The organism is Paenibacillus sp. JL3B1040, from assembly GCF_057063165.1.
On sequence record NZ_CM169317.1, the window covers coordinates 3,829,312 to 3,853,228 of the forward strand.

General features: G+C 53.9%; 25 protein-coding genes. 4 read left to right on the plus strand and 21 right to left on the minus strand.

The window, feature by feature from the left end; all coding sequences use genetic code 11:
* Nucleotides 1-183: 183 nt before the first annotated feature.
* Nucleotides 184-981: an ABC transporter permease gene (locus tag ACZF99_RS17370; protein WP_483606324.1), complete on the minus strand. Its 798-nt coding sequence runs from the start codon at nucleotides 979-981 to the stop codon at nucleotides 184-186.
* The gene (locus ACZF99_RS17375) at nucleotides 978-1,901 is read right to left on the minus strand and encodes an ABC transporter ATP-binding protein (protein WP_483606325.1); all 924 of its coding nucleotides are present in this window, start codon (nucleotides 1,899-1,901) and stop codon (nucleotides 978-980) included. Before ACZF99_RS17375 ends, ACZF99_RS17370 begins: the two co-directional genes overlap by 4 nt.
* A gap of 156 nt (nucleotides 1,902-2,057) precedes the next feature.
* Between ACZF99_RS17375 and ACZF99_RS17380 the strand changes: the two genes are divergently transcribed.
* Nucleotides 2,058-2,795: a LytR/AlgR family response regulator transcription factor gene (locus tag ACZF99_RS17380; protein WP_483606326.1), complete on the plus strand. Its 738-nt coding sequence runs from the start codon at nucleotides 2,058-2,060 to the stop codon at nucleotides 2,793-2,795.
* Nucleotides 2,788-4,077, plus strand: a complete 1,290-nt coding sequence (locus ACZF99_RS17385; protein ID WP_483606327.1) for a sensor histidine kinase — start codon at nucleotides 2,788-2,790, stop codon at nucleotides 4,075-4,077. The genes ACZF99_RS17380 and ACZF99_RS17385 overlap by 8 nt, the downstream gene beginning before the upstream one ends.
* An 18-nt stretch (nucleotides 4,078-4,095) precedes the next feature.
* On the opposite strand, the gene ACZF99_RS17390 is transcribed toward ACZF99_RS17385, so the two are convergent.
* Together ACZF99_RS17390 and ACZF99_RS17395 are read right to left on the minus strand one after the other, a co-directional pair.
* Nucleotides 4,096-5,460: a helix-turn-helix domain-containing protein gene (locus ACZF99_RS17390; RefSeq protein ID WP_483606328.1), complete on the minus strand. Its 1,365-nt coding sequence runs from the start codon at nucleotides 5,458-5,460 to the stop codon at nucleotides 4,096-4,098.
* A gap of 246 nt (nucleotides 5,461-5,706) precedes the next feature.
* Nucleotides 5,707-7,098, minus strand: coding sequence for a helix-turn-helix domain-containing protein (locus ACZF99_RS17395; RefSeq protein ID WP_483606329.1), 1,392 nt, complete (start codon nucleotides 7,096-7,098; stop codon nucleotides 5,707-5,709).
* Nucleotides 7,099-7,336: 238 nt separating this feature from the next.
* On the opposite strand from ACZF99_RS17395, the gene ACZF99_RS17400 reads away from it, so the two are divergent.
* The gene (locus tag ACZF99_RS17400; RefSeq protein ID WP_483606330.1) at nucleotides 7,337-7,666 is read left to right on the plus strand and encodes a helix-turn-helix domain-containing protein; all 330 of its coding nucleotides are present in this window, start codon (nucleotides 7,337-7,339) and stop codon (nucleotides 7,664-7,666) included.
* Nucleotides 7,667-7,714: 48 nt separating this feature from the next.
* Here the strand turns inward: ACZF99_RS17400 and ACZF99_RS17405 are convergent, their stop codons facing one another.
* From ACZF99_RS17405 to ACZF99_RS17485, 17 genes are all read right to left on the minus strand, one after another.
* Entirely contained in the window at nucleotides 7,715-8,401 is a 687-nt protein-coding gene (locus ACZF99_RS17405) for an SGNH/GDSL hydrolase family protein (RefSeq protein ID WP_483606331.1), read from the minus strand.
* A 169-nt stretch (nucleotides 8,402-8,570) separates the two neighbouring features.
* Nucleotides 8,571-9,344 carry a class I SAM-dependent DNA methyltransferase gene (locus ACZF99_RS17410; RefSeq protein WP_483606332.1) on the minus strand — a complete coding sequence of 258 codons (774 nt, stop codon included), beginning with the start codon at nucleotides 9,342-9,344 and terminating at the stop codon, nucleotides 8,571-8,573.
* Between the two features lie 48 nt (nucleotides 9,345-9,392).
* Nucleotides 9,393-10,310: a CvfB family protein gene (locus ACZF99_RS17415; RefSeq protein ID WP_483606333.1), complete on the minus strand. Its 918-nt coding sequence runs from the start codon at nucleotides 10,308-10,310 to the stop codon at nucleotides 9,393-9,395.
* Nucleotides 10,307-10,654: a ribosome silencing factor gene (gene rsfS / locus ACZF99_RS17420; RefSeq protein WP_483606334.1), complete on the minus strand. Its 348-nt coding sequence runs from the start codon at nucleotides 10,652-10,654 to the stop codon at nucleotides 10,307-10,309. Before rsfS ends, ACZF99_RS17415 begins: the two co-directional genes overlap by 4 nt.
* The gene (gene yqeK, locus ACZF99_RS17425) at nucleotides 10,655-11,242 is read right to left on the minus strand and encodes a bis(5'-nucleosyl)-tetraphosphatase (symmetrical) YqeK (RefSeq protein ID WP_483606335.1); all 588 of its coding nucleotides are present in this window, start codon (nucleotides 11,240-11,242) and stop codon (nucleotides 10,655-10,657) included.
* Nucleotides 11,226-11,819 (minus strand): nicotinate-nucleotide adenylyltransferase, encoded by a 594-nt coding sequence (locus tag ACZF99_RS17430; RefSeq protein WP_483606336.1) that lies wholly within the window; start codon nucleotides 11,817-11,819, stop codon nucleotides 11,226-11,228. Before ACZF99_RS17430 ends, yqeK begins: the two co-directional genes overlap by 17 nt.
* Nucleotides 11,820-11,839: 20 nt before the next feature.
* A complete protein-coding gene (gene yhbY, locus ACZF99_RS17435; protein WP_483606337.1) occupies nucleotides 11,840-12,130 on the minus strand; it encodes a ribosome assembly RNA-binding protein YhbY in 291 nt (96 codons plus the stop codon).
* Nucleotides 12,131-12,174: 44 nt separating this feature from the next.
* Nucleotides 12,175-13,191 (minus strand): shikimate dehydrogenase, encoded by a 1,017-nt coding sequence (aroE, locus tag ACZF99_RS17440; protein WP_483606338.1) that lies wholly within the window; start codon nucleotides 13,189-13,191, stop codon nucleotides 12,175-12,177.
* A gap of 268 nt (nucleotides 13,192-13,459) precedes the next feature.
* Complete coding sequence (gene yqeH / locus ACZF99_RS17445) at nucleotides 13,460-14,587, minus strand: ribosome biogenesis GTPase YqeH (protein WP_483606339.1); 1,128 nt, start codon at nucleotides 14,585-14,587, stop codon at nucleotides 13,460-13,462.
* Entirely contained in the window at nucleotides 14,584-15,111 is a 528-nt protein-coding gene (locus ACZF99_RS17450) for a YqeG family HAD IIIA-type phosphatase (RefSeq protein WP_483606340.1), read from the minus strand. Before ACZF99_RS17450 ends, yqeH begins: the two co-directional genes overlap by 4 nt.
* A gap of 168 nt (nucleotides 15,112-15,279) precedes the next feature.
* Nucleotides 15,280-17,538 carry a DUF4129 domain-containing transglutaminase family protein gene (locus ACZF99_RS17455; RefSeq protein WP_483606341.1) on the minus strand — a complete coding sequence of 753 codons (2,259 nt, stop codon included), beginning with the start codon at nucleotides 17,536-17,538 and terminating at the stop codon, nucleotides 15,280-15,282.
* Entirely contained in the window at nucleotides 17,535-18,806 is a 1,272-nt protein-coding gene (locus ACZF99_RS17460) for a DUF58 domain-containing protein (RefSeq protein WP_483606342.1), read from the minus strand. The genes ACZF99_RS17455 and ACZF99_RS17460 overlap by 4 nt, the downstream gene beginning before the upstream one ends.
* A gap of 3 nt (nucleotides 18,807-18,809) precedes the next feature.
* Entirely contained in the window at nucleotides 18,810-19,766 is a 957-nt protein-coding gene (locus ACZF99_RS17465) for an AAA family ATPase (RefSeq protein WP_483606343.1), read from the minus strand.
* Nucleotides 19,767-19,870: 104 nt separating this feature from the next.
* On the minus strand, nucleotides 19,871-20,221 hold the full coding sequence (gene spoVAE, locus ACZF99_RS17470) for a stage V sporulation protein AE (RefSeq protein ID WP_483606344.1): 351 nt from the start codon (nucleotides 20,219-20,221) through the stop codon (nucleotides 19,871-19,873).
* Nucleotides 20,218-21,240, minus strand: coding sequence for a stage V sporulation protein AD (gene spoVAD, locus ACZF99_RS17475; protein WP_483606345.1), 1,023 nt, complete (start codon nucleotides 21,238-21,240; stop codon nucleotides 20,218-20,220). The genes spoVAE and spoVAD overlap by 4 nt, the downstream gene beginning before the upstream one ends.
* 3 nt (nucleotides 21,241-21,243) lie before the next feature.
* The gene (gene spoVAC / locus ACZF99_RS17480; protein ID WP_483606346.1) at nucleotides 21,244-21,750 is read right to left on the minus strand and encodes a stage V sporulation protein AC; all 507 of its coding nucleotides are present in this window, start codon (nucleotides 21,748-21,750) and stop codon (nucleotides 21,244-21,246) included.
* A 631-nt stretch (nucleotides 21,751-22,381) separates the two neighbouring features.
* On the minus strand, nucleotides 22,382-22,516 hold the full coding sequence (locus tag ACZF99_RS17485; protein ID WP_483606347.1) for a hypothetical protein: 135 nt from the start codon (nucleotides 22,514-22,516) through the stop codon (nucleotides 22,382-22,384).
* A 218-nt stretch (nucleotides 22,517-22,734) separates the two neighbouring features.
* Here ACZF99_RS17485 and ACZF99_RS17490 point away from each other — a divergent pair, with 218 nt between their 5' ends.
* Nucleotides 22,735-23,808: a M42 family metallopeptidase gene (locus ACZF99_RS17490; RefSeq protein ID WP_483606348.1), complete on the plus strand. Its 1,074-nt coding sequence runs from the start codon at nucleotides 22,735-22,737 to the stop codon at nucleotides 23,806-23,808.
* The last annotated feature ends 109 nt before the right edge of the window (nucleotides 23,809-23,917 follow it).

The window sequence follows — 23,917 nt, forward strand, 5'->3', positions numbered from 1 at the left end:
GGAGCCGTGCTTCCAACACGGACTCCTTTGAGCAGTAGCCGCTTTTAAGGGCGGAAGGCATTTACAAGGTGCTATCCATAAAAAATAGACTGCAAACCTTTGTCAGAGGGCAGTCTATTTTTTATTACGGAAAGAAAGTATCAGAACGATTAAAGTCGCAAATGAGATCATTAGCGTTTCGTGTTAAGTCACAATGTCGCTTTTTCTAAAAGCGAGGAGGGCCAGCGTTAAACAAACGGCGATGATGACCAAAGGAATCAGCGTCATGCGGAGATACTCTTCAGGCCCCGACGGGACGACGAGTTTTGAATTTACTACGTATTGTCCGGAAAATTTAAATATCTGAGTCATTAAGCTATGCTCCGAGACCGTGCGCAAAAAGGCGGAGGCGGAATCTTTCAGATACCCGCTAAGCAGAAAGTCGCCGAACACGGCGATAAAAGTGAAAATGATCGCCGAAGCCGTTCTTTTGATCAGGATCCCCGCCATCATCACGATGGAAGCGTAAGCGGCCAAATAGAGAAAGTTGAACACAAGCGCCAACATCGCGGACTTGAGATTTCCCGCAGGATCGTTGTTTCCAATAGGAGAACCCGCAAGCAGCGCCAACGCCATATATAAAATATAGAACACTCCAAAAAATTGAACGATCCACCCTAAAATCGCCAGGAGTTCCGTCACATATTTCCCGATCAAATAGGACTGTCTGCTCTGACCTGAGGAAATGATATTTTTGATGGAGCCGTACTCATATCCCTCCGTCGCGAAACAACAAGCATGCACGGGAATAATAAAGTACAGAAATAACGAAAGCTGGGTGGAGGTTCGCAAGGGTTCCGCCGGATTGCTTAACGCAAATCCGGTTTTCATACCGATCCATACGGGAAGCGCAATACCGGCGAGCAAAAAAATCAAAGTCACCGCTCGAAAGGCGGATTCTTTTCGCAAATAATAGATTTCGCCTTTTAGAAAATTTTTCATGAAGCGTGGCCTCCGATCAGGTCCATATAGTAGTTCTCCAGATTGGGAGATGACAGATGGATTCCCTCAACCGGAACTCCCTGCTTCAGCAGAATCGCCATAAGTTGTTCCAGATTCGTGTCCTCCTTGGGAATGTGGATCTCTCCATTATCCTTGATCGTTATTCGCTCGAGGTTGAGCTGTCCTCTTAAAACTTCGACAGCCGCCGACAGATCCGGCGTTCGAACGCATAGGCTGGTTTCCGCGGACTTTAATAATGCTTGGGCGGAGATCTCCTTGATTAACTTTCCGCGATGGATGAATCCAAATTTAGTAGCCAATAATTGCAGTTCGCTTAAAATATGACTGGAAATCAAAATGGTTACTTCTTTGTCTCTTGCCAGATGCTCCAGAATTTTGCGCACTTCCACGATCCCTGAAGGGTCAAGTCCGTTGATCGGTTCGTCCAGCACCAGAAATTTCGGCCGATTGAGCAGGGCGATGGCCAGTCCAAGCCGTTGTCGCATGCCTAGCGAGTATTCCGAAACCTTCTTATTTCTTCCGGTGTCCGTCAAAGATACCGTATCCAACACCTCGGCAATTCGGCCAGGATTCCTAATTCCGTAAATCCGGCAATAAAAGGTCAGGTTCTCCTCCGCGTTCAAATGCGGATACAGCGCCGGCCATTCGATGAGAAACCCGATCTGACGCCTAGCCGCATCCCATTCGCTTTTTTCCGTTTTTCCAAATAGAGAAAAGCTGCCCTGCGTCGGATATACCAAACCGCCAATGATTCGCATCAGGGTGGTTTTGCCGGCCCCGTTCTCCCCGACAAACCCATAAATATCTCCGGCTTGAATCGTCATATGAATATCCTGAAGCGCGAAGGAGGATCCGAATCTCTTCGTTAACCCTTTTGCCTCAAAAATCGGCGTCTCCATGTCCAAACACTCCTCTACCTGCTGTGATCGAGGTCATCATAACATGCTTGTCCTTCCTTCAAACCACGGATTGTCAGAATTAAGAGCTTTCGTGTAACTATTCAGGGGTTCAAAAATTGTATAATCAAAGGGAGGACGGTAGAAAGGAAGGTTCACGTGATTCGAATCTCCGTGTGTGATGACGACCTGCCAACAACCGAACGGGTCGAAGAACTTTTATCGGATCTTCAATACACGATTCCTGAGAAAATAGAGGTGTCTCTTTTCTATTCCGGAGAAAGTTTCTCTAAAACCATTCAGCAAGGTTGCCCGTACGATATTATTATCATGGATATTGAGATGGAAGGCGTTAACGGCATTGAGGCGGGGCATGCGCTTCGAGCGAGCGATGAGAATGACAACGTCCAGTTGATATATATTTCCAGTCATGAACAATACCATGTTCAGCTGTTCGATGTTCATCCGTCCGGGTTTATCAAGAAACCCCTCGCCCCCGAATCCTTCAAAGCCAAACTGACGTCTGCCATTCATAAAGCGATTCGCAAGCGGCGGCAAGCCTATCGCAGTTTTCTGCCGGTACGTCAAAAGGGAAGCGAGCAACTGGTACCCTTCCGGGAAATTATGTACCTGGAAAGCAACTTGAGAAAGATTTCGCTCTACACCGGAACCGGTCCTATCGAATATTACGGCACGTTAAATGAAGAAGAAAAGAAACTGACGGGCGGGGATTTTATACGAATCCACCAGTCGTACATCGTGAATTTCTACTTCGTAAGAGAAATTGCCTACAGTAAACTTGTGCTTGTTACGGGCAAAACATTGCCGATCAGTGAAAAGAGAAGCTCCGCCGTCCGAAAAAACTACTTGAAATTCAGAGGGGATTTTATTGGATAATGCCTTTACGGAAGAACTGTTTTATTTGGGGACCCTTCCGATTTTATCGTTTATCGTTCACTATTTTTTCGGCCATTGCTTCGTTTGCCGAGTGGAAAGCAAATTGAAGCTTGGTTTATTTTACGTTCTGTACTTCATCGGGACCGTTGCTTTGCGTTTAAGCCCATTCCCCGGCGCCGTTCAACTGGCTATGAACACGGGGTTAATAGTAGGGATGTCTTTTCTTTATAGGGGAAATTTGAAGTGGAAAATCGGCGCGGCTCTGTTTATCGTGGCCCTCATTATTTTAAGCGATGCGGCGATGCAACCCGTGTATTCGAGCAACGGATACATTCTAACTCTTTTTCTTTCCAAGCTGTTGATGGTTTTGTTGGTCTTCCTATTGGTTCGACTCATCCGATCTTATGGAGCAGGGGATCTATCCGGACGATATTGGGTGCTTTTATTTTTATGTCCGTTTTTAAGTGTAACCGGTATCCTCTCGCTTTCAAGCAACTGGGCTTATCGGACGTCCCCTATTTTGTTTCCGGTCATCTCCAGCGGGCTGCTGATCATCAATTTTTTGATTTTTATTCTATATGACCGCGTATTAAGCTTTCAAACGGCTCAGACGAGAAATCGACTGTTGGAGCAGCAAAATAGATATTATGTAAATCAATATCTGCAAACCAAAGAAAAACAGGAGGAAATATCGAAGTTCCGGCATGATTTTCAAAATATTCTGCTGGGATTAAGAGCAAAGCTGCAATCCGGTGAGGAAAAAGCCGGCCTGCAGGAAATAGACAAGCTCCTTGGAGGTTTCGAAGATAGCTCGGGAGGCTGCCATACCGGTAACCTGATCATTGACTCGATCATCAATTACAAGCAGCAGGCGGCCCGGGTCGATCAAATTCCCTTTCATTTGGATTTGAATATCCCTCCGCATCTGGAGCTTGATACCGTGGCGATAAGCGTTATTTTGGGAAACGCATTGGATAATGCCATCGAAGCCTGCAAGACGGAAGCCAATATTGATCGGCAAATCAACATTCATATGCATTACCTTAACCAAAGTTTGTTTATACGCATCCAAAATCCGTACGTCCATGAAATCCGTACAAACCGGAAAGGAGATATCCTTTCCGCCAAATCCGGAAACCGCGGCACCCATGGTCTCGGCTTAAAGAATATCAAAAAAATCGTTGCCGACTGCGGCGGCATCATCGAGATTTCATACCGTGATCGGCTGTTTCAAATCGAGATTGCGCTGTTTAATATCCGCCGCCAGGAGCCGCATGGATGAAGCCAATCGAATCCACCGCTATTTTATATTGCCGATCAATTCCTGATAGGCATCTATAACTTCCGGTGAAGCATAGTTTTTATAACGTTCGAATAATTCCACATATTTGATGATCAAGGATCGATTATGAATGTTTAAATAACAGTATTGCTCCAGGCTCTCTATAAAATAGTTAAAGCCCTCCGAGTATTTGCCTTTGCGTAAATAGTAAATTGCTAATTCGTTAAGAAGTTGGGAAATGCGATCTAATATAAACTGCTGAGTGTACACACCCAGGGATACTGGTTGTTTGCTTAAAAGTTGAATTTCCAATTCGAATCGCTGAAGGATGTCGTCGACATCCATATCATACCGATTTGCTGCCTCCATAATATTTGAAAGCGAAAGTATGATCTCATCTTTTCTGGATGACATATAAGCCACATAATCCGGAAGAACGCTTGCATCTCCAGATGATAGTCTGTTCAATAGGGTATTTGCTTGAGCCCATTCTTGAAACTGATCCTTCCAGTATTTCGTTTCCGGATCGTTCTCCTTCACCCAGCTTAAATCAGCGTAAAACTGAATACATCGCAGCGCCTCTTTATACTCTCCACGCAACTCATTAATATTTCCAAGAAGAAGATAAGAATAAGCCAGATAAAAAAACAAAGGTCTGTTCGTCTTTCTTTGGAGTACGGTTCTCTTCCTTTCCGAGAAGTAATAAATTTTGGCCTTTTGCTCCAACCTTTGAACGATTTTCTCTACTTTGTCCCAGCGGTTCAAAGCACGATAAGCGTTGGCCAAATCCTTTAACGCATCAAGTTGACTTGCTTCATCGAGCCGCTCGACAAAAGGCTCAAACTGAATCGCGGCCTGGAAATTCTGATCCTGGTCATGGCCCTGCCCAATCAGAAACAAGCGGTACTGGCATAAGGCCAACCGTTCGGAATGTTGCCTGCGCTCGGTCAGGGCGACATTTTCGTACAAAATCCCCGCCGCTTCCAATTGACCCGTTTTATAAAATTCTTCGGCCAAATCAAACAAGAGATGTGCATATAGCGGATTGTCAAGCAATAAGCCAACGATCTCCCGAATAAGGTCCGGCATATCCAGTTCGGCGCAATATTGCAGCATCGGTTTCACCCTGCGCCAATCGGGGTTGGCTTCATGCAAGTACTCGCCAATATAAGTCTTGTAGAAATAACCCCGGGGAAGCTCCATTACCGCCGTGATCCGTTCCAATTGTTCTACCGCGAGCGGACGGTTCCCGTTCAGGATTGAGCTGACCGTCCCGGGGTTCAATTCCCATTGCTTGGCCAATTGCGTAAGACTTAACCCGTTCCGCTCCATATATTTATGAACTGCTTCAATAATCGTGGTCCGATATTTCAAGTGATTCAAGTGAATCCCCCTCAATCATGTAAATAAGACTATACAAATTATTTTAGGGGATTATGTCTAGATTTGGAAAAACAAAAATTAAAAAGCAAAAATCTTACATGACAAAAAAGAACCAGCTCGTAAGAGCTAGTCCTTGAAAAACGCTGTTCTGATAGAATAAATCAACCTATCCCAATGTGTTCAGCAAGATGGAAATGTCCACCATTTGGTGTGGCCTGAATGGGAGTGATTAACACTAATAAAAAACTACTTAGCAAGAGGAGCTTTACCCATTTTCTTTTCATCTTTGTACACCTCATTAATTAAATTTTTGTAGGCCGATTTGATTTCGGAAGAGGCATGCTCTCTAAAAAGCTCGAACAACCCTACACACCTAATTATACACACTTTATTATTTGTAGTTGTAGATATTTCCAAACTATGAATTAAATAATTAAACCCGTCTGAAAACTCACTTTTATGTAAGTAGTAACTAGCTAATTCATTTAGAAGTCTAGAAATGCGATCCGAAATAATTTGTTGAGGGTACATTCCAACTGCTGCTGGTTTTTTAGTCAAAGAATTAATCTCCACTTCAAAACGCCGGATAATATCGTCGACATTAATATCAAATCGGTTTGCAATCTCCATGATGTTTAATAACGACAGAATAATATCATCTTTCTTAGATTCGATATTGGCTACAAAATCCGGGAGTATACTTATATCTCCTGAAGATAGTCTGGTCAATAGAGTATTCGCCTCGGCCCACTCTTGAAAAAGATTCTTCCAATGTTGCGTCTCCTTGTCGCTTTCTTTTACCCAGCTTAAATCCGCATAAAGCCGAATATATCGTAGTGCTTGCTCATAATCTCCTCGGAAATCCCAAATGCTTCCACGAAGCAGATAAGAGTACGCCAAATAAAAAAACAAGGGCCTGTTTGGTTTCTTTGGAGGATCTACTCTTTGTTGCCGTTCCGAGAAGTAGTAAATCATGGCTTTATGCTCCAAATTTTCAGCTACCTTCTCTACCTTATCCCAGCGGTTTAAAGCGCGATACGTATTAGCCAAGTCTTTCAACGCATCCAACTGCTCCACTTCATCCAACCGCTCCACAAAGGGCTCGAACTGAATGGCCGCCTGATAATTCAACTCTTGGTCGTTTCCTTGGCGGATCATAAACAAGCGATACTGACAAACGGCCAACCGCTCCGAATGTTGCTTTTGCTCGCTTTCGGCGATGCTTTCGTATAAGATGGCGGCAGCGGCAGGCTTGCCGCTTCGAAAAAAGTCCTCCGCAACTTCAAACAACGGGGAAGCATACATTAAATTCTCCATCAATAAATCCACGGTTCTCCGAATGCAGTCCTGCTTCCCGAGTTCCCCGCAGCGGTACAGAAAAGGTCGGATTCTGCGCCAGTTGGGTGACGCCTCGGTCAAATACTCCTTAAAATACTCTTCATAAAGGTCCCCTTCCGCCAATCCCATCAACGCCGTCAGACGATCCAATTGCTCAACGCTCATCACCTTCCTTCCATTGATCATGGAACTTACGGTACCGGAGTTCAGCCCCGCCATTCTGCTCAATTGGCTGATGTTTAAGCTTTCCCGGTTCATAAAGCCTCTCAATTCCGTTAAAATCGTGGTTGTGTGATTCATTCGATAACCACTCCTAACAACCCTACAATTCCTTGCATTAACCACAACCTGATCATGGAATAGAAGTATCCGCCAGTTAATGGTTAATATTTCTATCCCAAATCTAATATACCAGTCCGTTTTTGTCAATAATATGCAATACAGAACTTTTGAATTCTTTTTTACGGAATATGAATCTTACAATGCTCTGCAGTTCGCCCCTCCGTATCGACTAAACTTAATACGAGAGGTGGCCTTTATGGAAGTAGCCAAACAAGTCGGCAAAAATGTCAGGTACTATCGCAAACTTAAAGGGCTTACCCAGGAGCAACTGGCGGAGTCGACAGAGACGTACGGTTCCTATATCGGACGGTTGGAACGCGGGGAACAAAACGTACAGCTCGAAACGCTGCATAAAATCGCGGATGCGCTGCAGATCAGCGTGTATGCCTTATTCCGGAATCCAGGGTACGACGAGCTTCGGGATCAGACATGGATTTGGCAAATCGTGCAACTGCTGCAGGAGCAGCCTGCCGAGGAACAAGCGCGTGCGTATCGCGTACTGAAAGAAATGTTCCGTCAAAAATAAAAGGGTTTAAAACGGACTCCCTCCGCTTTAAACCCTTTATTCATGTTCTTACTCCCACAGCCCGCTGCGACCCGCGACCTCCAGCCAACGGGCGGCCAGCAAATCGTGGCCCGCTGCCGTCGGATGGACGCCATCCCAGAGCCAATATGCGGCTTCCGCTTTGTCGGTCGCCGCATCAAAAGCATCCTGCAGCGGGACATGCACCGCGCCGAACTCCTCAGCCAACTGGCGCACGGTGTCCTGATACCGCCTGATCAGACGCTCCCATTCGGCCCATTTTTCCGCTGTCGCACCGGTTTTCAAGATAAACGGCTCGCATAACACCAGCTTGGTGCTCGGCAGCACCTCCCGCGTCTCCTCCAACAAATGGCGGTAAGCCCGCTCGAAACGGTCCGTCGCCCCGCTGGGTTCGCCGCTCATTTGCCGCCAGGCGTCGTTGACGCCCACCAGCATGCTGATAACGTCCGGCTGCAAGCTGATCGTATCCTCGTTCCATCTGGCGTACAAATCCGAGACCCGATCGCCGCTCACTCCCCGGTTAATAAAGGTGGGCCGCAAATGCGCAAAATCGTTGCCCAGCTTGGCGGCGATGATGTAGGCATAGCTATGTCCCAGAATATGATTCAGGTCGTTGTCGCGCCCCCGGTTCCCATCCGTGATGGAATCCCCTTGGAATAGTACCGTGTATTGCTTCTTCATGCGTTTCCCCTCTTTCCATTGGACTCTGTTTCCCATTATAACTTTGGAATCCATCGCCCCTCCATGAAGAAATTAGTGCAGAAGTGCAGTTAAATTTTCAAGTTTGAGCTATAATTCGCGAATTGTTGCAATGCTGCAGTTACCTGCACTCACGCAACTATTCGGCCGTGAAGCCGCCGCGGCGGCTTCAAAACGGAATCACCGTCTATTTTACCGCCACAAAAAAGAGCCGGGCCGCCTCATCCACCGCCTCAACCCACTCGAAATCCGCATAGATGGTGACGTCGCGGAATCCGCAGCGCAGCAGCTCGCTTCTCAACCAGGCCGGGTCGTAGGCGCGCTGGATATGCGTCTCTTCGAACCGCCGGTACAGCCCCGGCCCCTGCTCCTCCTCGCGGGCGAAGATCGTCAGGTGATGCTCGATCTCGTTGCGATAGGCGTCCCGTTCGCACGTCCAGATATAGGACACGCTGGGCTCATCCCAAATAAACGGCTGCTCCTCCTCGTACCGGATCAAGGTATGGGGATGGTGCACGTCGAACAGGAACGTCCCTCCGGGCTTCAGCCCTTCGTAGGTACGGCGGAAGGTCCGGACAATATCCTCCTCCTCCAGCAAATAGTTCAGGCAATCGCAAAAAGAAATGACGGCATCGACCGGCTCGGGCACGGACCATTCCGTCATATCCTGCTGCACCCAGCGCACGCTGCCCTCGCGGAACAGCCGGGCGCCCTGGGGCGTCGCTTCCATTTTGCGGCGGGCCACCGCCAGCATGTCGGCGGACAGATCGATGCCCGTCACCTCGAACCCGGCATTGACCAACGGGATCGTGATGCTGCCGGTCCCGCAGCCGAGATCGACGACCGTCCTCGGCATGCCGTGCCGTTCCCAGGCCGTGCGGGCAAATCGAATCCACTCCGGGTAAGGCATGTCCTCCATTAATTCGTCGTACACATAAGCAAATTTCCGATAAGATGCCATGAGCTTGCTTGTCACCGCTTTCTGTCCGGATGCTGCTGTTTCCGTCGTTTAGGCTTCCGGCTGATTTCCATCGTCCGCACCGGCAGACGGAGACTGCACCAAGTAAGTCCAATTTTCTTTCTGGACGACTTTGCCTTCCTTCATCAGCTTGCCGATCGCCCGCTTGAATGCGGATTTGCTGATGGCAAACCGCTGCTTGATCAAATCCGGCGGCGTCGCGTCGGAATACGGCATGCCTCCGCCGGGGCGGCTCTCCAGATAGGCGAGGATGCGCTCCGCGTCCTGGCCCATGCCGATTTCCTTGCGCGGCGCCATCGCCAGGTTCACGCGCCCGTCCTCACGGATATGCGCCACCCGTACCTGCACGCGTTCGCCTAGCCGCAGCAGACGGCTGCGTTCCGAGGCGTGGATCATCCCGATCGCACCGAACCCCAGCACACCACCTTGGACGACCACAAATGTCCCCATTTGCAGCGGTTTGTAGACGATGGCGTCCAGCCATTGGTTTTTCCACGAATCCGGGGCATGGAAGGCGTGAGGAGCCAGCTCCTGCTCGCCCGCCAGCTTCGCTTTGAGCCGGCCCTGTTTGTCATGCTCCATGATGACGTAGACCTGATCGCCAACCTGCGGATGCAGCTCCTTCAGCTCGGGCAGTTCGCGGATCGGCAGCAGCAGTTGACGGCCAAGCCCCATCTCCAGGAAGCAGCCCAGCCGCGGATGCACGTCCGCCACCTCGAGCAGCGCCAGCTCGCCGAGCGTAAGATACGGCTTTTTCATCGTGGCCGCCAGTCGGTCCTCCGTATCGTAGAACAGGAACACCTCGACCGTTTCCCCCGGCTTGACCTGACGAGTCAGCTCGGAGTAATGCAGCAGGACGTCCTGCCCGCCTGCGCTAAGAAAATATCCGTACGGCGACACCTCGCGATCGATCGGCAAAGATACGGTTGTCCCCGCGACCAGGCTCATACCGTCTCCACGACTTTGGCATCCGACCAAAGCCGCTCGATATTGTAATATTCGCGTTCGTCGCGATGGAACACATGGACGACCACGTCGCCCAAATCCATGAGCACCCAACGGGCCGAGTCCATGCCTTCGATGCCGCGGACCTGCGCGCCGGCCTCATGCGCTCTTTTTCGGACCTCGGTGGCGATCGCCTGCACCTGCGTATCCGAGTTGCCGTGGCAGATCACAAAATAGTCCGCGATCAGGGAAATTCCCTTCAAATCCAGCGCCACGATGTTCATTGCTTTCTTATCGTCTGCGGCTTGCACCGCCATGTTCATCAATTCGTTCGAACTTACCGCCATTCACTCAGCCTCCCTTGATTTCATTCGGTTTGCGATTAAATCGTTGCGCGCCAACACCGTCAGCGGAAAGATCGGTTTTCCTTTCTCCAGCAAAAAAGAAATCGTCGAGTCGAACCCCGCGACCAGCGCGTCCTCCAGACTCGTCTCCGCCAGCTCGCGAATCTTCTCCACGCCCGGAAATTCGCGTCCCGGCTCGATATAATCGGCCAGGCAAACGATTTTGTCCAGCAGGGTCATCCCCTCCCGGCCGGAGGTATGGTAACGGATCGCATCCAGCACCTCCTGATCCTCCACGCCGTAATCCCGCCGGGAAATAAAAGCCCCGACCTCGGCATGCAATAGCTGCTTGTCATGGTGAAGCAATTCGGCGTTCAAGCCATTCTCGCGGATGATCGCTACCTGCTCTTCGATCGGCCAAAACTTGGCCAGGTCATGCAGCAGGGCGGCCAAATCGGCTTTGACCGGATCGGCGCCGTACCGTTTGGCCAGGATGACCGCGCTCTCCATCACGCCTTCGACATGCTTCCAACGTTTGGCCGGCATCCCCGCCGACACGGCAGCGATCAGTTCTTCACGGCTGTAACCCATACAATCCGCTCCTTGTCATGTATTCATACACGGCGTCCGGAACCATATACCTGACCGAATGTCCGGCCGCTAAACGGCTGCGAATCAGGCTTGAGGAAATATCGACGAGCGGCATTTCCGCAAGCTGCACCGCTTCCTGAATAAACGGAGGCAAGGCGTCCAGCTCCAGGAAGCTCCCGGGACGCTGCAGCCCGATAAACGTAATCATCCCGGCCAGATCCTCGATGCCTTCCCATTTGGGCAGATAATTGACCATATCGGCCCCGATAATGAAATAGAATTCCGGATCGGGATGCAGCGAACGGATTTCCCGGATCGTGTCCACGGTATAGGAGACCCCGCCGCGGCGCAGCTCGATGTCGAGCGGCTTAAAAGCGGGATGGCTGGCGATCGCCGCCTCCACCATCTCCAACCGCTGCTGGCCGCTGACGCCGGCCTGATGCTTGTGCGGAGGGATATGGGAGGGCATGAACCAAACCTCATCCAGATGATATTGTTCTCTGGCGGCCTCCGCCGCCAGTAAGTGGCCGAGGTGAATCGGATCAAACGCCCCGCCCATAATTCCGACTTTTTTCATTTCACGTTTCCTCCACGAACCTATGGAAGTTCGATTTGCTTGTATTCGCGAGATTCCTTGTACAGGATGATCGTCCGGCCGATGAGCTGAACCAGTTCCGCGTCGGCGCCTTTCGCCAGTTCCTCGGCGATTTCCTGCGGATCGTCCAGGTTGTTGTTCAGCACGGAGATTTTGATCAGCTCCCGGCGCTCGAGCGCTTCCGAAATCTGCTTGATCATATGCTCGTTCGTGCCGCCTTTGCCCACTTGAAAAATCGGCTGCAGCCCGTGCGCCAAACTGCGCAGGTGGCGTTTTTGTTTTCCCGTTAACATTTCGTTTCATGACCCCTTAGTATTCAATTATGCGACAACTTGCTTTATTGATGCATGCTCGCCAAAACCGCGGCCCGCATCGCTTCGACCGGAGCGGCCCGGCCCGTCCAATGCTCAAACGCGTAAGCCCCCTGGTAGATGAACATTCCGAGTCCGCTGTGGATCGTACATCCTCGAACCTCGGCCTGCTGCAGGAGCTCCGTCTTCAGCGGGTTGTAGATCAGATCGCTGACGACGATCCCTTCCGGGATTTGCCGCGAATCCAGCGGACAGTCGCCGACACGCGGATGCATGCCAACGGAGGTCGTGTTGATAATGACATCAACTTCCGGCAGTACCGCATCCAGATCCTCCAGCCCGCAGCCGCTCAAACTGCCGAGATGGGCCCATTCGGCGGCCAGCTCCCGCGCTTTCTCCGCCGTGCGGTTGGCGATCGTCACGAGGCCCGGCCGCTCCTGCAGCAGCGCGTATACGATGCCGCGCGCCGCGCCGCCGGATCCCAACACCAGCACGCGTTTGCCCTTCAGTTCCGGGACCGCCTCCTCTTTCAGAGAGCGGATATACCCGATGCCGTCGGTGTTGTACCCGGTCAGCACGCCGTCGTCGTTCACGATCGTGTTCACCGCGCCGATCAAACGCGCGCCTTCGTCGATCCGGTCCAAGTAGTTCATGACGTCCAGCTTATGCGGGACCGTGACATTGATGCCCCGGAACCCAAGCGCGCGGATGCCTCGGATCGCTTCCTCCAACCGGTTCCCCTTGACGTGGAACGGCAGGTAGGTGCCCGCGAGCCCGCAGGTCCGCAAAGCGGCGGTATGCATCGCCGGCGATTTCGAATGCTGGATCGGATCGCCGATGACGCCGAGCAGCAGCGGCTCATTGCGGGGGGCAGCCTGCGTATATGCCTGTAAGGTTGCCTGCGTACTCGCCTGCAAGGTTACCTGCGCTGGATCCTGCATCGTTTTCTGCACATTATCCTGCGAGCCCGCCTGCAGCCCTTCCCGTTCGTTTTCCGGCGCGTGTGCCCTTTTCCGTTTCTCGTGATTCGCATACTCTCCCATCGATTCTCCTCCGCTCTCCTCCGCTTTGCTTTGTTCGATTGCCTGTCTCCGCGAAATAAGGTTAAAAATTAACGCTATTCCCCCTAATCAAGCCATTAACGGGAAAATAGCGGTAATAAATCACCTTAACTCCTCGAAAACCGGCCGTTCCGACACTCTCCTCGCTAAATAGAGTGAAATAACAACGCTATTTTGTCTAAAATACCCATATCGCATAAAATAACGCTGTTTTTTACTCTTATTGAAGGTACAAAACGTCCATCCCCCATCAAATCAACGACGGCCGAACCAGCACCTTCACGCCTTTAGGCACGTGCGCCGCAACGACCGCGCCAAAATCGTTGTTGATCTTGATCCAGCCCAGGCCGGAAATGAACAGGTCGCTCCGGCTGCCCTTCGGAATCCGGAACTCGTGCCGCGTCCATTCAGGCAGAGCTTCGAGACGCTCCCGGCTCGGCGGCGCCAGCATTTCGCCGGCATGCTCCGCGAACAGCTCGTCCGCCCGCTCCAGCTTCGTGCGGTGAATCGGCACGCGGCCGCTGACGAAGCAGGTGAACGACTGGCGTTCCCCCTGAATGAAATCGAACCGACCAAACCCGCCAAAAAAGAGCGTCTGCCCCTCATTCAGCTGGTACACCGCCGGTTTGAGCGGTTTGTCCGGCATAATGACCCCCAGATCTGCAGGGGCCACCAGTTCGCTGTACCTTGACGGATACATGATCCCGGGCGTATCGATGATCGCCCGGCCGTCGTCCAGCGGGATGTGCACCATGTCGAGCGTCGTGCCCGGATAGCGCGATACGGTGAGCTCCTGCTCCAGATCGCTGTAATCGCGGATCAGCCGGTTGATCAGCGTCGATTTGCCGACGTTCGTCGCGCCGACGACATACACGTCGCGGTCGCCGCGCCGCGCCGCCACCGCTTCCAGCAGCCGGTCGAAGCCGCTGTTTTGCTTGGCGCTGCACAGGACGACGTCTTCGATCTTCAACCCCAGATCCTTCGCTTCCTTCTGCACCCAGTTACGCACTTTGTTCCAGTTCGTCACCTTCGGCAGCAGATCGGTTTTGTTGACGGCCAGCAACACCGGATTGTTCCCGACAAACCGCTGCAGTCCGGAAATGACGCTGCCCTGGAAATCGAACAGGTCCACGATATGGATGACCAGCGCTTCCTTGCCGCCGATCTGCGACAGCAGCCGCAGGAACTCGTCCTGCTCCACCGTTATCGACGAGGATTCATTATAGTTCTTGATCCGGAAACAGCGCTGGCAAATGACCGGTTCTTTCGTTAAGGCCTGCTCCGGGACGAACCCCGGCTTACTCGAATTTTGCGTTTGCAGCATGACGCCGCACCCGCTGCAACGAAGAGCGCCTTCCGCGCTCCGTACTTCCGTCATCGCTTCTTGTCCTCCTCGAGCCATAATCCAACCTTGCCCAGCCGCCGCTTCACGAAACGCTCCAACTGGCGGTTAATCCTCGTGCCGATCCCTTCGTCCTGGACGGAAATCGGGAGCACAAGCACGGTATATAACCCTTGCCGGTTGCCGCCAAACACGTCGGTCATCATTTGGTCGCCGACGACGATCGTCTCCCGCGGGCCCAGGCCCATCATTTCCATGGCTCGGTGGAAAGCCGCGCCGGACGGTTTTCTGGCTGCGTGCACAAACTCAATATTCAAAGGGCTGGCGAATACCGACACCCTGTCCAAATTATTGTTTGACACAATCACGAGTTTAAACCCGCATTTCTTCACTTTCTCAAACCAACCGATCAGTTCGGGAGTGGCCAGCGGCGCTTTGGCTCCGACCAGCGTGTTGTCCAGGTCGGTGATGATGCCGCGGTAGCCTTGGGCATAGAGTCCTTCCAGATCGATATCGAATACGCTGTCCACGCGCAGATTCGGCATAAACTTCTCAAACAAATACGCTCACCTCAGTTTCATACGACAAACTATACCATATTCTTCCCCCGACATGCTTCTATTTTAAAAAAGAAAACGCCTCCCACGCAAGCGCGGGGGCGTTATGGAAGTAAAGTTCCCGAAGCGAAGGCTGGCGAACCCAAGCCGCCGGGGGCGGCGTTCGGCGGATTACCGGCCGAGGAACCGTTTGCCGCTGAACGGCAGGGCTTGCCTCAACCCGTTGCCCCCGGCCAATTTGACGGCACGCCGCGACAATTCCCGTACCGCGCGCCAATCCGCCGTGCCCGGGCTTCGGCCGTAGTTTGCCTGTTCGTAATGGAGCAGCAGCGGGTCCAGCGCTTCCGCGAGCTGCGGCCGCTCAAGCTTCCACCGCCCGAACGCCTCCCGCAGCGTCTCCTGGTCGACGCGCGTGAAGCCCCTGCGGCCGAGCCGCTTCACAAGCCGCAGCGTCTCGTATACCGTCTTCTCGCCCGAAGTCAGCGGGCGCCCCACCCGCAGCCGGAGCCAAAGGAAATAGATCTCCGAGCGCAACTGGTAGAGGGTCCAAAGCAGCAGCACGCTTACGGCCGACACGAAAATCCGTTGCATGATCACCGGATCCAGCTTGGAGAAGAAGCCTTCCTCGGCCGCCGAAACTTCCGTATCGGTTTCCATATCCGGCGCGAACGCCTCCTCGCTCTCCTCCGGCGCCAGCATAATCGGCGAGACAAAACCCGGCGTCGCCTCAAACGGAATCCAGCCGTAATCGCCGAAATACAACTCCGCCCAGGAGTGGGCATCGGCGTTGCTCACATTGTACGCCCGTCCCAGCTCCGGGCTGCGCATCATCATCTCGTCGCTCGGCTGGCTGCCGGGGGCGTAGCCTTTGACCCATCGCGCCGGTATGCCCAGCGAGCGGGCCATGACAACCATCGACGTCGAATAATAATCACAATATCCTTGGCGGATGTCAAACAAGAAGCTGTCAACGAAGTCGTCGCTTCGCTTACGGGTCAAATCCGGTTTGTTCGTATATTCGTAATTCTGCCGGAGGTAAGCCTGCAGCAAATCCATTTTCGCATACGGCGTACTGCCTTCCGCAGTGATCTGCTCGGCCAGGTCTATGACCCGTTGCGGCAAACTGCCCGGCAGTTGCAAATATTCCTCCGGCGCTCCTTCGGGATATAACGTTTCGTAACTCGCCTGTTCCAGTTCCTCCAGAGGGATTAACGGAATATTCGCGACAACCTTGTATTTCCGGGGATAATCCGGCAAATCGCCGGGATCGCGGTAGCCGTTCCAGAACAGCTCCGCCTGCTTGCCGGCCCAGCGCATATCCGCTTGTTGCCGTTCGTCAAGCAGTTCGACGCTTTCGATGGCATAGCCGCCGAACAGCACCGGATATACCTTATCGGTGTTCATCGTCACCGTCTGCTCCACCCGCATCGTTTCCACCTTACCCGGTTGCGCGTGCACAAGCGGGTCCGCGTCCGGACCGCCGCGGTAACGCTCCGCATCCCGGCCTTCCCTCTCCAGGTCCGCCCAACCCGTACCGGAATAGATGCGCCGGGTTTCTCCCCGCCAATAGGACCTCACCGGCGTATCGATCGACATGACCGGGCTGTAGCTGAACTCGAAGCCGTCGCCAAGGGTTTTGTCGTCCCGGCTGTAGCCGGAGACGATTTCCTCTTGAACTGCCGACGGGCTCTCTCCAAGCGCGCCGGTCAGCGCCGAGGGTTCGCCGCCGCCTCCCCCGCTTCGCTTGATCCAGGCCGTATACGGATCGGTCAGCGTCGGCGAAACCGACGGCATGCTAATCCCGATCAACAGCACGCAGGCAAACACGATGCCGACATTTACGGCGATCTTAAGCGGGCTCTGCCGCAGACGCCGCCAGCCCTGGGGATATTTCCGGCGATATTCGTGGAAATGCGCGCTCACCAGCCAACCGAGACCGGCAAATACGATCCAAGCCACGTTATGCCATAAATAGTAACGCGTAAATGAGTCCAAAATCGCAAACGTTACCAGATGAGCCGCCAGAAACAGCAGGATTCTCGGGCGGTTCACGACGAGCCGCAGCGCCGCCTCCAGCAGCGCCCAGGCCACCAGCGAAAACCAGATATACGGCGTGAAGGTCAACGCCATGCCGCGAATCTGATCGGGAAAAAACGGGCCATACGGCACGTAAACGCCGTAGCTGGTCAGGATAAAACGCCATACGGTCAGCAGCACGAAGATTTTGATCGTCCATTTCCATGCCGCCTGTACCGGCAGCAACCATTCCACCAAAGCCATCATCAGAATCGTTACGGTGACCAATGTGGTCGTCACCGAAAACCAGAGCGGTTCCGTAAAGTCGATCCATTGCATCGCGATAATGACGAGCCACAGCAACGTCAATGTCCGATAAGATCTCGGATATTGCGGTTTTGCCGCTTGTTTCACAGCTTCGCACCCCCCATCGCCGAGGGGAGCTCGCGGAGGGAGGAAACGTATACACCGCGCAGTCCCCGTTCCTGCAGAGTTCCCTGCCAGGCGGAGCGCTTGCCGGCCCGGTAGGCGCTCGGCACGCCCGCCGCGGTCTCATCCCCGATCTGGATATGGTACGGGATCATCTGCCGCGATTTGGCTAACCTTAGCATGGCGAGCACCTTATCGTCCGCCAACGGGCTGATGAGGATGAAGAACGCGCCCGGCTGAAACAGATCCTGCTGCGCCTCCAAGCGTTCCTTGTAGTTGCCGAACCCGTCCGCATTAATATCGACGAGCTGGTGCAGCATCTGCTGCCGCTCCAGATAACTTTCCGCCGGCGGAAAATAACGCAGGTTCTTGCTAAGTGTGCAAAGCCCCATACTGATGCGTTCCCTGGCCCCGTATTCCAGCAGCGACGCCGCCGTGGATACGGCCAATTCGAACTGCGCCGGGCGGAGATACCCGCCGGAATGGGCGTCCAGCAACAGAAGCATTTTGGGCAGCGATTCATGCTCGAATTCCTTGGACTTCCAAGTCCCCGTCTTTGCGGTGGCGCTCCAGTGAATCCGCGAAATCCGGTCCCCGTACACATAGTCACGCACCCCGTTGATCTGGGTCGATTCCCGGCGCGACAGCGCAACGGCCGTCTCCGGGCCGGCCAGACGCGAATTGCGGCTGTACAGCTCCCAATGAGGGATGAACACCGTCCGGGGAAGGATGCGAAACTCTCCGCCGGTCTGAAAAACGCTGGTATGTTCTACCAGGCCGAAAATATCCTCGCCGCTGCAAATCGTACCGGCAAATCCGTATTTGCCGCGCTCGAGCGGCGGTGTTTTGTACACCAGCTCGGATCTGGAACTGAAGTAAGGCACTACGCTGTCCTCGAACACCCAGGTATCGCCGTTATGGCGGCGCAGCGTTTCCCGGATGACGATGTAAGGGAGCGGCAGGAATGCCGGAAGCTGCAGTTGCAGCTTGACCAGCACTTGGTCCCCGGCCTGAAGCACCGCGCCCCGTTCACCGGAGAGCGACATCGTCCTGGAGCCCTTGATTCGCTTAACGCCGCCGAGGCCGCCGACCGCCCAATAGAAGCACAGCACCGAAACCATCATAAACAACATCAGCGAGGTCTTCCCGCCTTGAAACAACACATACAGCAGGCAGACCAGCCAGACGGACGCAACTTTCCAGAACTTGCGGGAAGTTAGGCCCGATTTGACGCCTTCGACCAGCGCGCGCATCGGTTACCGTCCTACGGCGACCGGTACATGGATCTGCCGGAGAATTTGCTGCAGCACCTCGCCGACGTTCCGGTGCCCCAGGCGGGACTCGGGGCGCAATAGGATCCGATGTTCCAGTACGTACGGCGCCAGCGTCTTGATATCGTCAGGCAGCACGTAATCCCGCTCACCCAGGAAAGCATACGCCTTTACCGCGGCCATAAAAGCCAGCGAAGCACGCGGCGAAGCGCCCAGCAAAACATCTTCGTGCTCCCTTGTCCGGCGGACGATCTCCAGCAAATAATCGGCCAACGGTTCGCTAATATGCACATTCTGCACCTCGCGCTGGATCGCGGCGATCTCTTCCATCGTTGTAACCGATTCCAACTGGTCGGCCGGCTGCCCCAGGCTATGGGATTGAAGCATCGCTTTCTCCGTGCCGGCGTCGGGGTATCCGATGCCGATCTTCATCATAAATCGGTCCAATTGGGCTTCCGGCAGCAGGTAGGTGCCTTCGAAATCGATCGGATTCTGCGTGGCGCAGAGCATAAAGGGATGGGGAAGCGGATAGGTTACCCCGTCGGCGGTCACGCTTCGTTCCTCCATGACTTCCAGCAAGGCCGACTGCGTTTTCGTGGTGGCTCTGTTAATTTCATCCGCCAGCAAAATATGCGTCATCACCGGACCCGGCCGGAATACGAATCGTTCTTCATGGGGATGGAAAACCGAAACCCCCGTAATATCGCTGGGCAAAATATCCGGATTGCATTGAATGCGCCGGTAATCGCCGCTCATCGATTTGGCCAGCGCCTTGACAAGCTGCGTCTTGCCGGTACCGGGTACGTCCTCGATTAACACATGGCCGCCGGCCAGCAGCGCCGAGAGCAGCAGTTTGATTTCAAACGATTTTCCTAAAATGCACGACTCCAGGTTGTTCTTCACGGCGTTCAAAGTTTGCATCGATTGCTCATGTACGGGCACGCATTTTCCCTCCCAAGTAAGACCTATATATATCTACCTATTTTACATGAAGATAGATAGGGAGTACACCGATCCCCGTAAAAAGCAAGACGATTTCCGAAAAATTAACCTTTGGGCCGAGCCACAAGCGCCGCAAGGAAGGAAAAAATGATCGCCGCCGAAATCCCCGCGCTGGTCACCTCGAAGATCCCGGTGATCACCCCGATCCAGCCAACTTCCTGCAGTTCGGTTAACGCTCCATGAACCAGCGAGTTGCCGAAGCTCGTAATCGGCACGGAGGCGCCCGCTCCGGCGAACTTCACCAGCGGATCGTACCATCCGAACGCATCCATCACCGCTCCGGCGACGACCAGCGAACTCATTGTGTGAGCCGGCGTCAGCTTCAGCACGTCAAACATCAGTTGGCCGACGACGCAAATCAATCCGCCAACCACAAATGCCCATACAAATATCATCTTTCGTATTCCTCCTGTTCCAGGGCGACCGCGTGAGCGATGCCGGGAATGCTCTCGCCTTGCTGGTAGGACAGCGGTGACAAGAGGGCGCCCGTGGCAACGACCAGCACCCGGTGAAGCTCCCGGTTCCTTAATTTTCGTAAAATGTGGCCGTAGGTGACGACGGCGGAGCATCCGCAGCCGCTGCCTCCGGCATTGACGTAGGTCTGTTTTTCACGGTCATAAATCATGAGCCCGCAATCGTTGAACTCCGTTTTATCCATAGAGACGCCGTCTTTGCCAAGAAGATCCTTGACGATGGCATGTCCCACCGAAGCCAAGTCTCCGGTTACGATCAAATCGTAATCCTCCGGCCCGCGGCCCGTATCGCGGAAATGTGAGACCAAGGTGTCGGCCGCGGCCGGGGCCATCGCCGCCCCCATGTTGAACGGATCTTTGACGCCGAGATCCTGGATGCGCCCGATCGTGGCATGCGTGATGCGGGGACCGGATCCCGCCGCCGATACGACCGCGCAGCCCGCCCCCGTGATCGTATATTGGGCCGTCGCCGGCTTTTGCGAACCGTATTCGGTCGGATAGCGGAATTGCTTCTCCACCGTACAGTTATGGCTGGCCGTACCGGCCATCACGTAGCGCGCGCCGCCGGCATCGGCCAGGAAGGCGGCAAGCGCCAGGCTTTCCATCGAGGTGGAGCAGGCGCCGAACACGCCGAGATACGGAGCGGCGATCGAGCGGGCCGCAAACGTCGCGGTGATAATCTGGTTCATCAAGTCCCCACCGATGAAGAAGGATAAATCCTCCCGGCCGATACCGGCATGGACCAAAGCGAGGGCCGAAGCGTGCTCCAGCAGCTTGCGCTCCGCTTTTTCCCACGTCTTCTCGTCAATTTCCAAATTGTCGTAGACGAAATCGAAGGTATGCGACAACGGACCTTCCCCTTCTTCCGGTCCGACGACCGTGGCCGCCCCGACGATCGCCGGTTTGGAGCGGAACTCCCAGGTTTGCGCGCCGATCAACATCGGTTAATGCACCCCTCCCAGACCGAAAATGACGTGGATGACTCCCACGATGAAGGCGGCCACAACGCCGAACACGATCACCGATCCCGCCAGTTTGAACATGTTGGCGCCAACGCCGAGGACAAGCCCCTCCGCCCGGGATTCGATCGCCGAGGAGCACATCGAGTTGGCAAACCCGGTCACGGGCACGGCCGTGCCGGCCCCCGCCCACTGGGCGATTTTATCGTAAACGCCGAGCGAAGTTAGCACGACGGAGATAAATATCAGCACGGCGACCGTAGGACTGGCCGCCTCCCGCGACGTCATGCCGGCGAAAGTCATGAACAACTGCTGGATACATTGGCCGATCAGGCAGATGAACCCGCCGACCAGAAAAGCCTTCAGACAGTTGCCCCAGATATTCGTTTTCGGTTTATGCTGGTCGGCAACCTGCTTGTATTCTTGCTCCGTCAGCAGCAGGCGGTTCAGCTTCACCCGCGCTCCCGGCTTGTTTTTCGCTTTTGCAGGCAAACGGCATTCCTCCTTATGATCCTAACTTGCACGGTATACTCATTATTTGCCATCCGACCGCTTGTTATGTTTGGAAAATCATCCATGGCCTAAGGCACGAAAAAAACCGCCGGAATCGGGCTTCCGGCGGGTTCGCGTCAGGCGGGACGGGGTATAGCTAAGGTTGCACCCAGAGGTGACACTCGGAGGTCGCTCCACCCCCTCGCCCCCCTATCCGGCACCCACTCCCCTCCGGTCGGCGCCGGGAAGCCGCAACGTGCGAAACCGTTGCTTGCCGTTCACGACCTCCAGCAATCCTCGTTTAAGCTATCTGGCGATCTACTTACCTGCAACTTTGTTACATGTGACCGAGATGTGACCGAGCACCCCGCCTACATGCGACTCAGCACCATATGACCTTACGACCCGCCTATCCGCGACTCAGCACCATATGACCTTACGACCCGCCAACCTGCAACCTTGTAACTTTGGCAACCCATCCGCCTAACCGCTAACGCTTGCCACAAACCTTATATGCTCCAAAAATAGCACTTTGCAATTCTAACGCTTACCACGAAGCTTATTCCCCTGTTTTGCAGCCAAATTACTCGATTTTTCCGCCAATAGAGTGTCTCATCGTCGTTAGAATTTGTTATGCCGCGATTTTGCCAAAATAGCGTTGCTCACAAGCGTTTGAGGAGCCCTCATCTTGGCGGCGTTTCGGTCCGTTCACAAATAATAAAGGATGATGACCAGCAAGATGAAAAGAAGACAGATAATCAGCCAATCCTTAGCATACTGTTCCATTAAGCTTAGCCTCCTCATTCGCCCATCAGACTGCTGCTTGCTGCAGTATATGCCCGTCGTGAAACGCCGGTGCGGCCATAGGCCGAACTGCAGAAGAATAAGCCGCATGGACAATCGAAAAAAGGTAGTTCATACTAAAATAGAATGTTCATTTGCGATTTATAAAGAAAGCTCAAAAAGAAAAGAGGAGAGAAATTTATGAATGAAAAAACGCGCGAGCTGTTTAAACAACTGACGGAATTTCCGGCGGCCCCCGGATTCGAACGGGAACTGCGCGCCTTCGTCAAGGACAAAATGTCGGCTTACACGCAAGAATTCGTGCAGGATAACCTTGGCGGGCTGTTCGGCGTATTGCGCGGTGACGAACAAGGTCCGCGAGTTATGGTCGCCGGACATTTCGACGAGGTCGGGTTCATGACCACCGGCATCAGCGACAACGGGATGGTTGCGTTTCAGCCGCTGGGCGGCTGGTGGAGCCAGGCGGTATTGGCGCAGCGCCTGCAAATCATCACGCCAAACGGTCCGATTCGAGGCGTGGTCGGATCGATCCCAACGCATCTGCTGGACGAGGCGCAGCGCAACAAACCGGTGGACCTCAAGGCGATGTACCTGGACATCGGTGCCGACAGCCGCGAGGAGGCCGAAGCCGCCGGCGTACGGATCGGCCAGCAAATCGTGCCGATTTGCGAGTTCACCCCGCTCGTCAACCCCAAGAAAATCATGGCCAAAGCCTGGGACAACCGTTATGGCGTAGGATTGGCGATCGAACTGGTGGAGGCGCTGCACGGAGAGAAGCTGCCGAACATCGTATACGCCGGTGCCAACGTGCAGGAGGAAGTGGGCTTGCGGGGCGCGCGGACGGCGGCCAACCTGATTCGGCCTGACATCTTCTTCGCCCTGGACGCCAGTGCGGCCAACGACATGACCGGCGACAAAAAAGCGTTCGGCCGGCTGGGCGACGGCGCGCTGCTGCGCATTCTCGATCCGACGATGATCACCCACCGCGGCTTGGTCGAATATATCCGCGATACGGCGGATACGCACAAGATTAAGTACCAGTACTTCGTGTCGCCGGGCGGCACGGACGCGGGACAGGTGCATCTTAGCGGCGCCGGCGTGCCGTCGAGCGTCATCGGCATTTGCTCCCGTTACATTCACACGTCGTCTTCGATCATCCATACGGACGATTACCAAGCCGCTAAAGAGCTGCTGATCCGCCTCGTGCGCGGGCTGGACCGCACGACCCTGAACACGATTCTGGAGAACAGCTGAGCGCCGCATCGGCAAGTTGGTTTCTACAACATTTCTGTGCGAGCAATCGAGTAGGAGGGGGCGGCTAGCCCCCGTCCTCTCACACCACCGTACATGCGGGTCCGCATAC

Bases quoted from the DNA above. Each gene is read 5' to 3' on its own strand.
- ACZF99_RS17430 (WP_483606336.1), bottom strand. From the start codon at position 11,819: ATGAAAAAAGTCGGAATTATGGGCGGGGCGTTTGATCCGATTCACCTC.
- ACZF99_RS17370 (WP_483606324.1), bottom strand. From the start codon at position 981: ATGAAAAATTTTCTAAAAGGCGAAATCTATTATTTGCGAAAAGAATCC.
- yqeK (WP_483606335.1), bottom strand. From the start codon at position 11,242: ATGGGTTACAGCCGTGAAGAACTGATCGCTGCCGTGTCGGCGGGGATG.
- aroE (WP_483606338.1), bottom strand. From the start codon at position 13,191: ATGGGAGAGTATGCGAATCACGAGAAACGGAAAAGGGCACACGCGCCG.
- ACZF99_RS17405 (WP_483606331.1), bottom strand. From the start codon at position 8,401: ATGGGAAACAGAGTCCAATGGAAAGAGGGGAAACGCATGAAGAAGCAA.
- rsfS (WP_483606334.1), bottom strand. From the start codon at position 10,654: ATGGCGGTAAGTTCGAACGAATTGATGAACATGGCGGTGCAAGCCGCA.
- ACZF99_RS17410 (WP_483606332.1), bottom strand. From the start codon at position 9,344: ATGGCATCTTATCGGAAATTTGCTTATGTGTACGACGAATTAATGGAG.
- ACZF99_RS17395 (WP_483606329.1), bottom strand. From the start codon at position 7,098: ATGAATCACACAACCACGATTTTAACGGAATTGAGAGGCTTTATGAAC.
- yhbY (WP_483606337.1), bottom strand. From the start codon at position 12,130: ATGTTAACGGGAAAACAAAAACGCCACCTGCGCAGTTTGGCGCACGGG.
- ACZF99_RS17415 (WP_483606333.1), bottom strand. From the start codon at position 10,310: ATGAGCCTGGTCGCGGGGACAACCGTATCTTTGCCGATCGATCGCGAG.
- spoVAD (WP_483606345.1), bottom strand. From the start codon at position 21,240: ATGTTGATCGGCGCGCAAACCTGGGAGTTCCGCTCCAAACCGGCGATC.
- ACZF99_RS17375 (WP_483606325.1), bottom strand. From the start codon at position 1,901: ATGGAGACGCCGATTTTTGAGGCAAAAGGGTTAACGAAGAGATTCGGA.
- ACZF99_RS17400 (WP_483606330.1), top strand. From the start codon at position 7,337: ATGGAAGTAGCCAAACAAGTCGGCAAAAATGTCAGGTACTATCGCAAA.
- ACZF99_RS17490 (WP_483606348.1), top strand. From the start codon at position 22,735: ATGAATGAAAAAACGCGCGAGCTGTTTAAACAACTGACGGAATTTCCG.
- ACZF99_RS17460 (WP_483606342.1), bottom strand. From the start codon at position 18,806: ATGCGCGCGCTGGTCGAAGGCGTCAAATCGGGCCTAACTTCCCGCAAG.
- spoVAE (WP_483606344.1), bottom strand. From the start codon at position 20,221: ATGATATTTGTATGGGCATTTGTGGTTGGCGGATTGATTTGCGTCGTC.
- yqeH (WP_483606339.1), bottom strand. From the start codon at position 14,587: ATGACGGAAGTACGGAGCGCGGAAGGCGCTCTTCGTTGCAGCGGGTGC.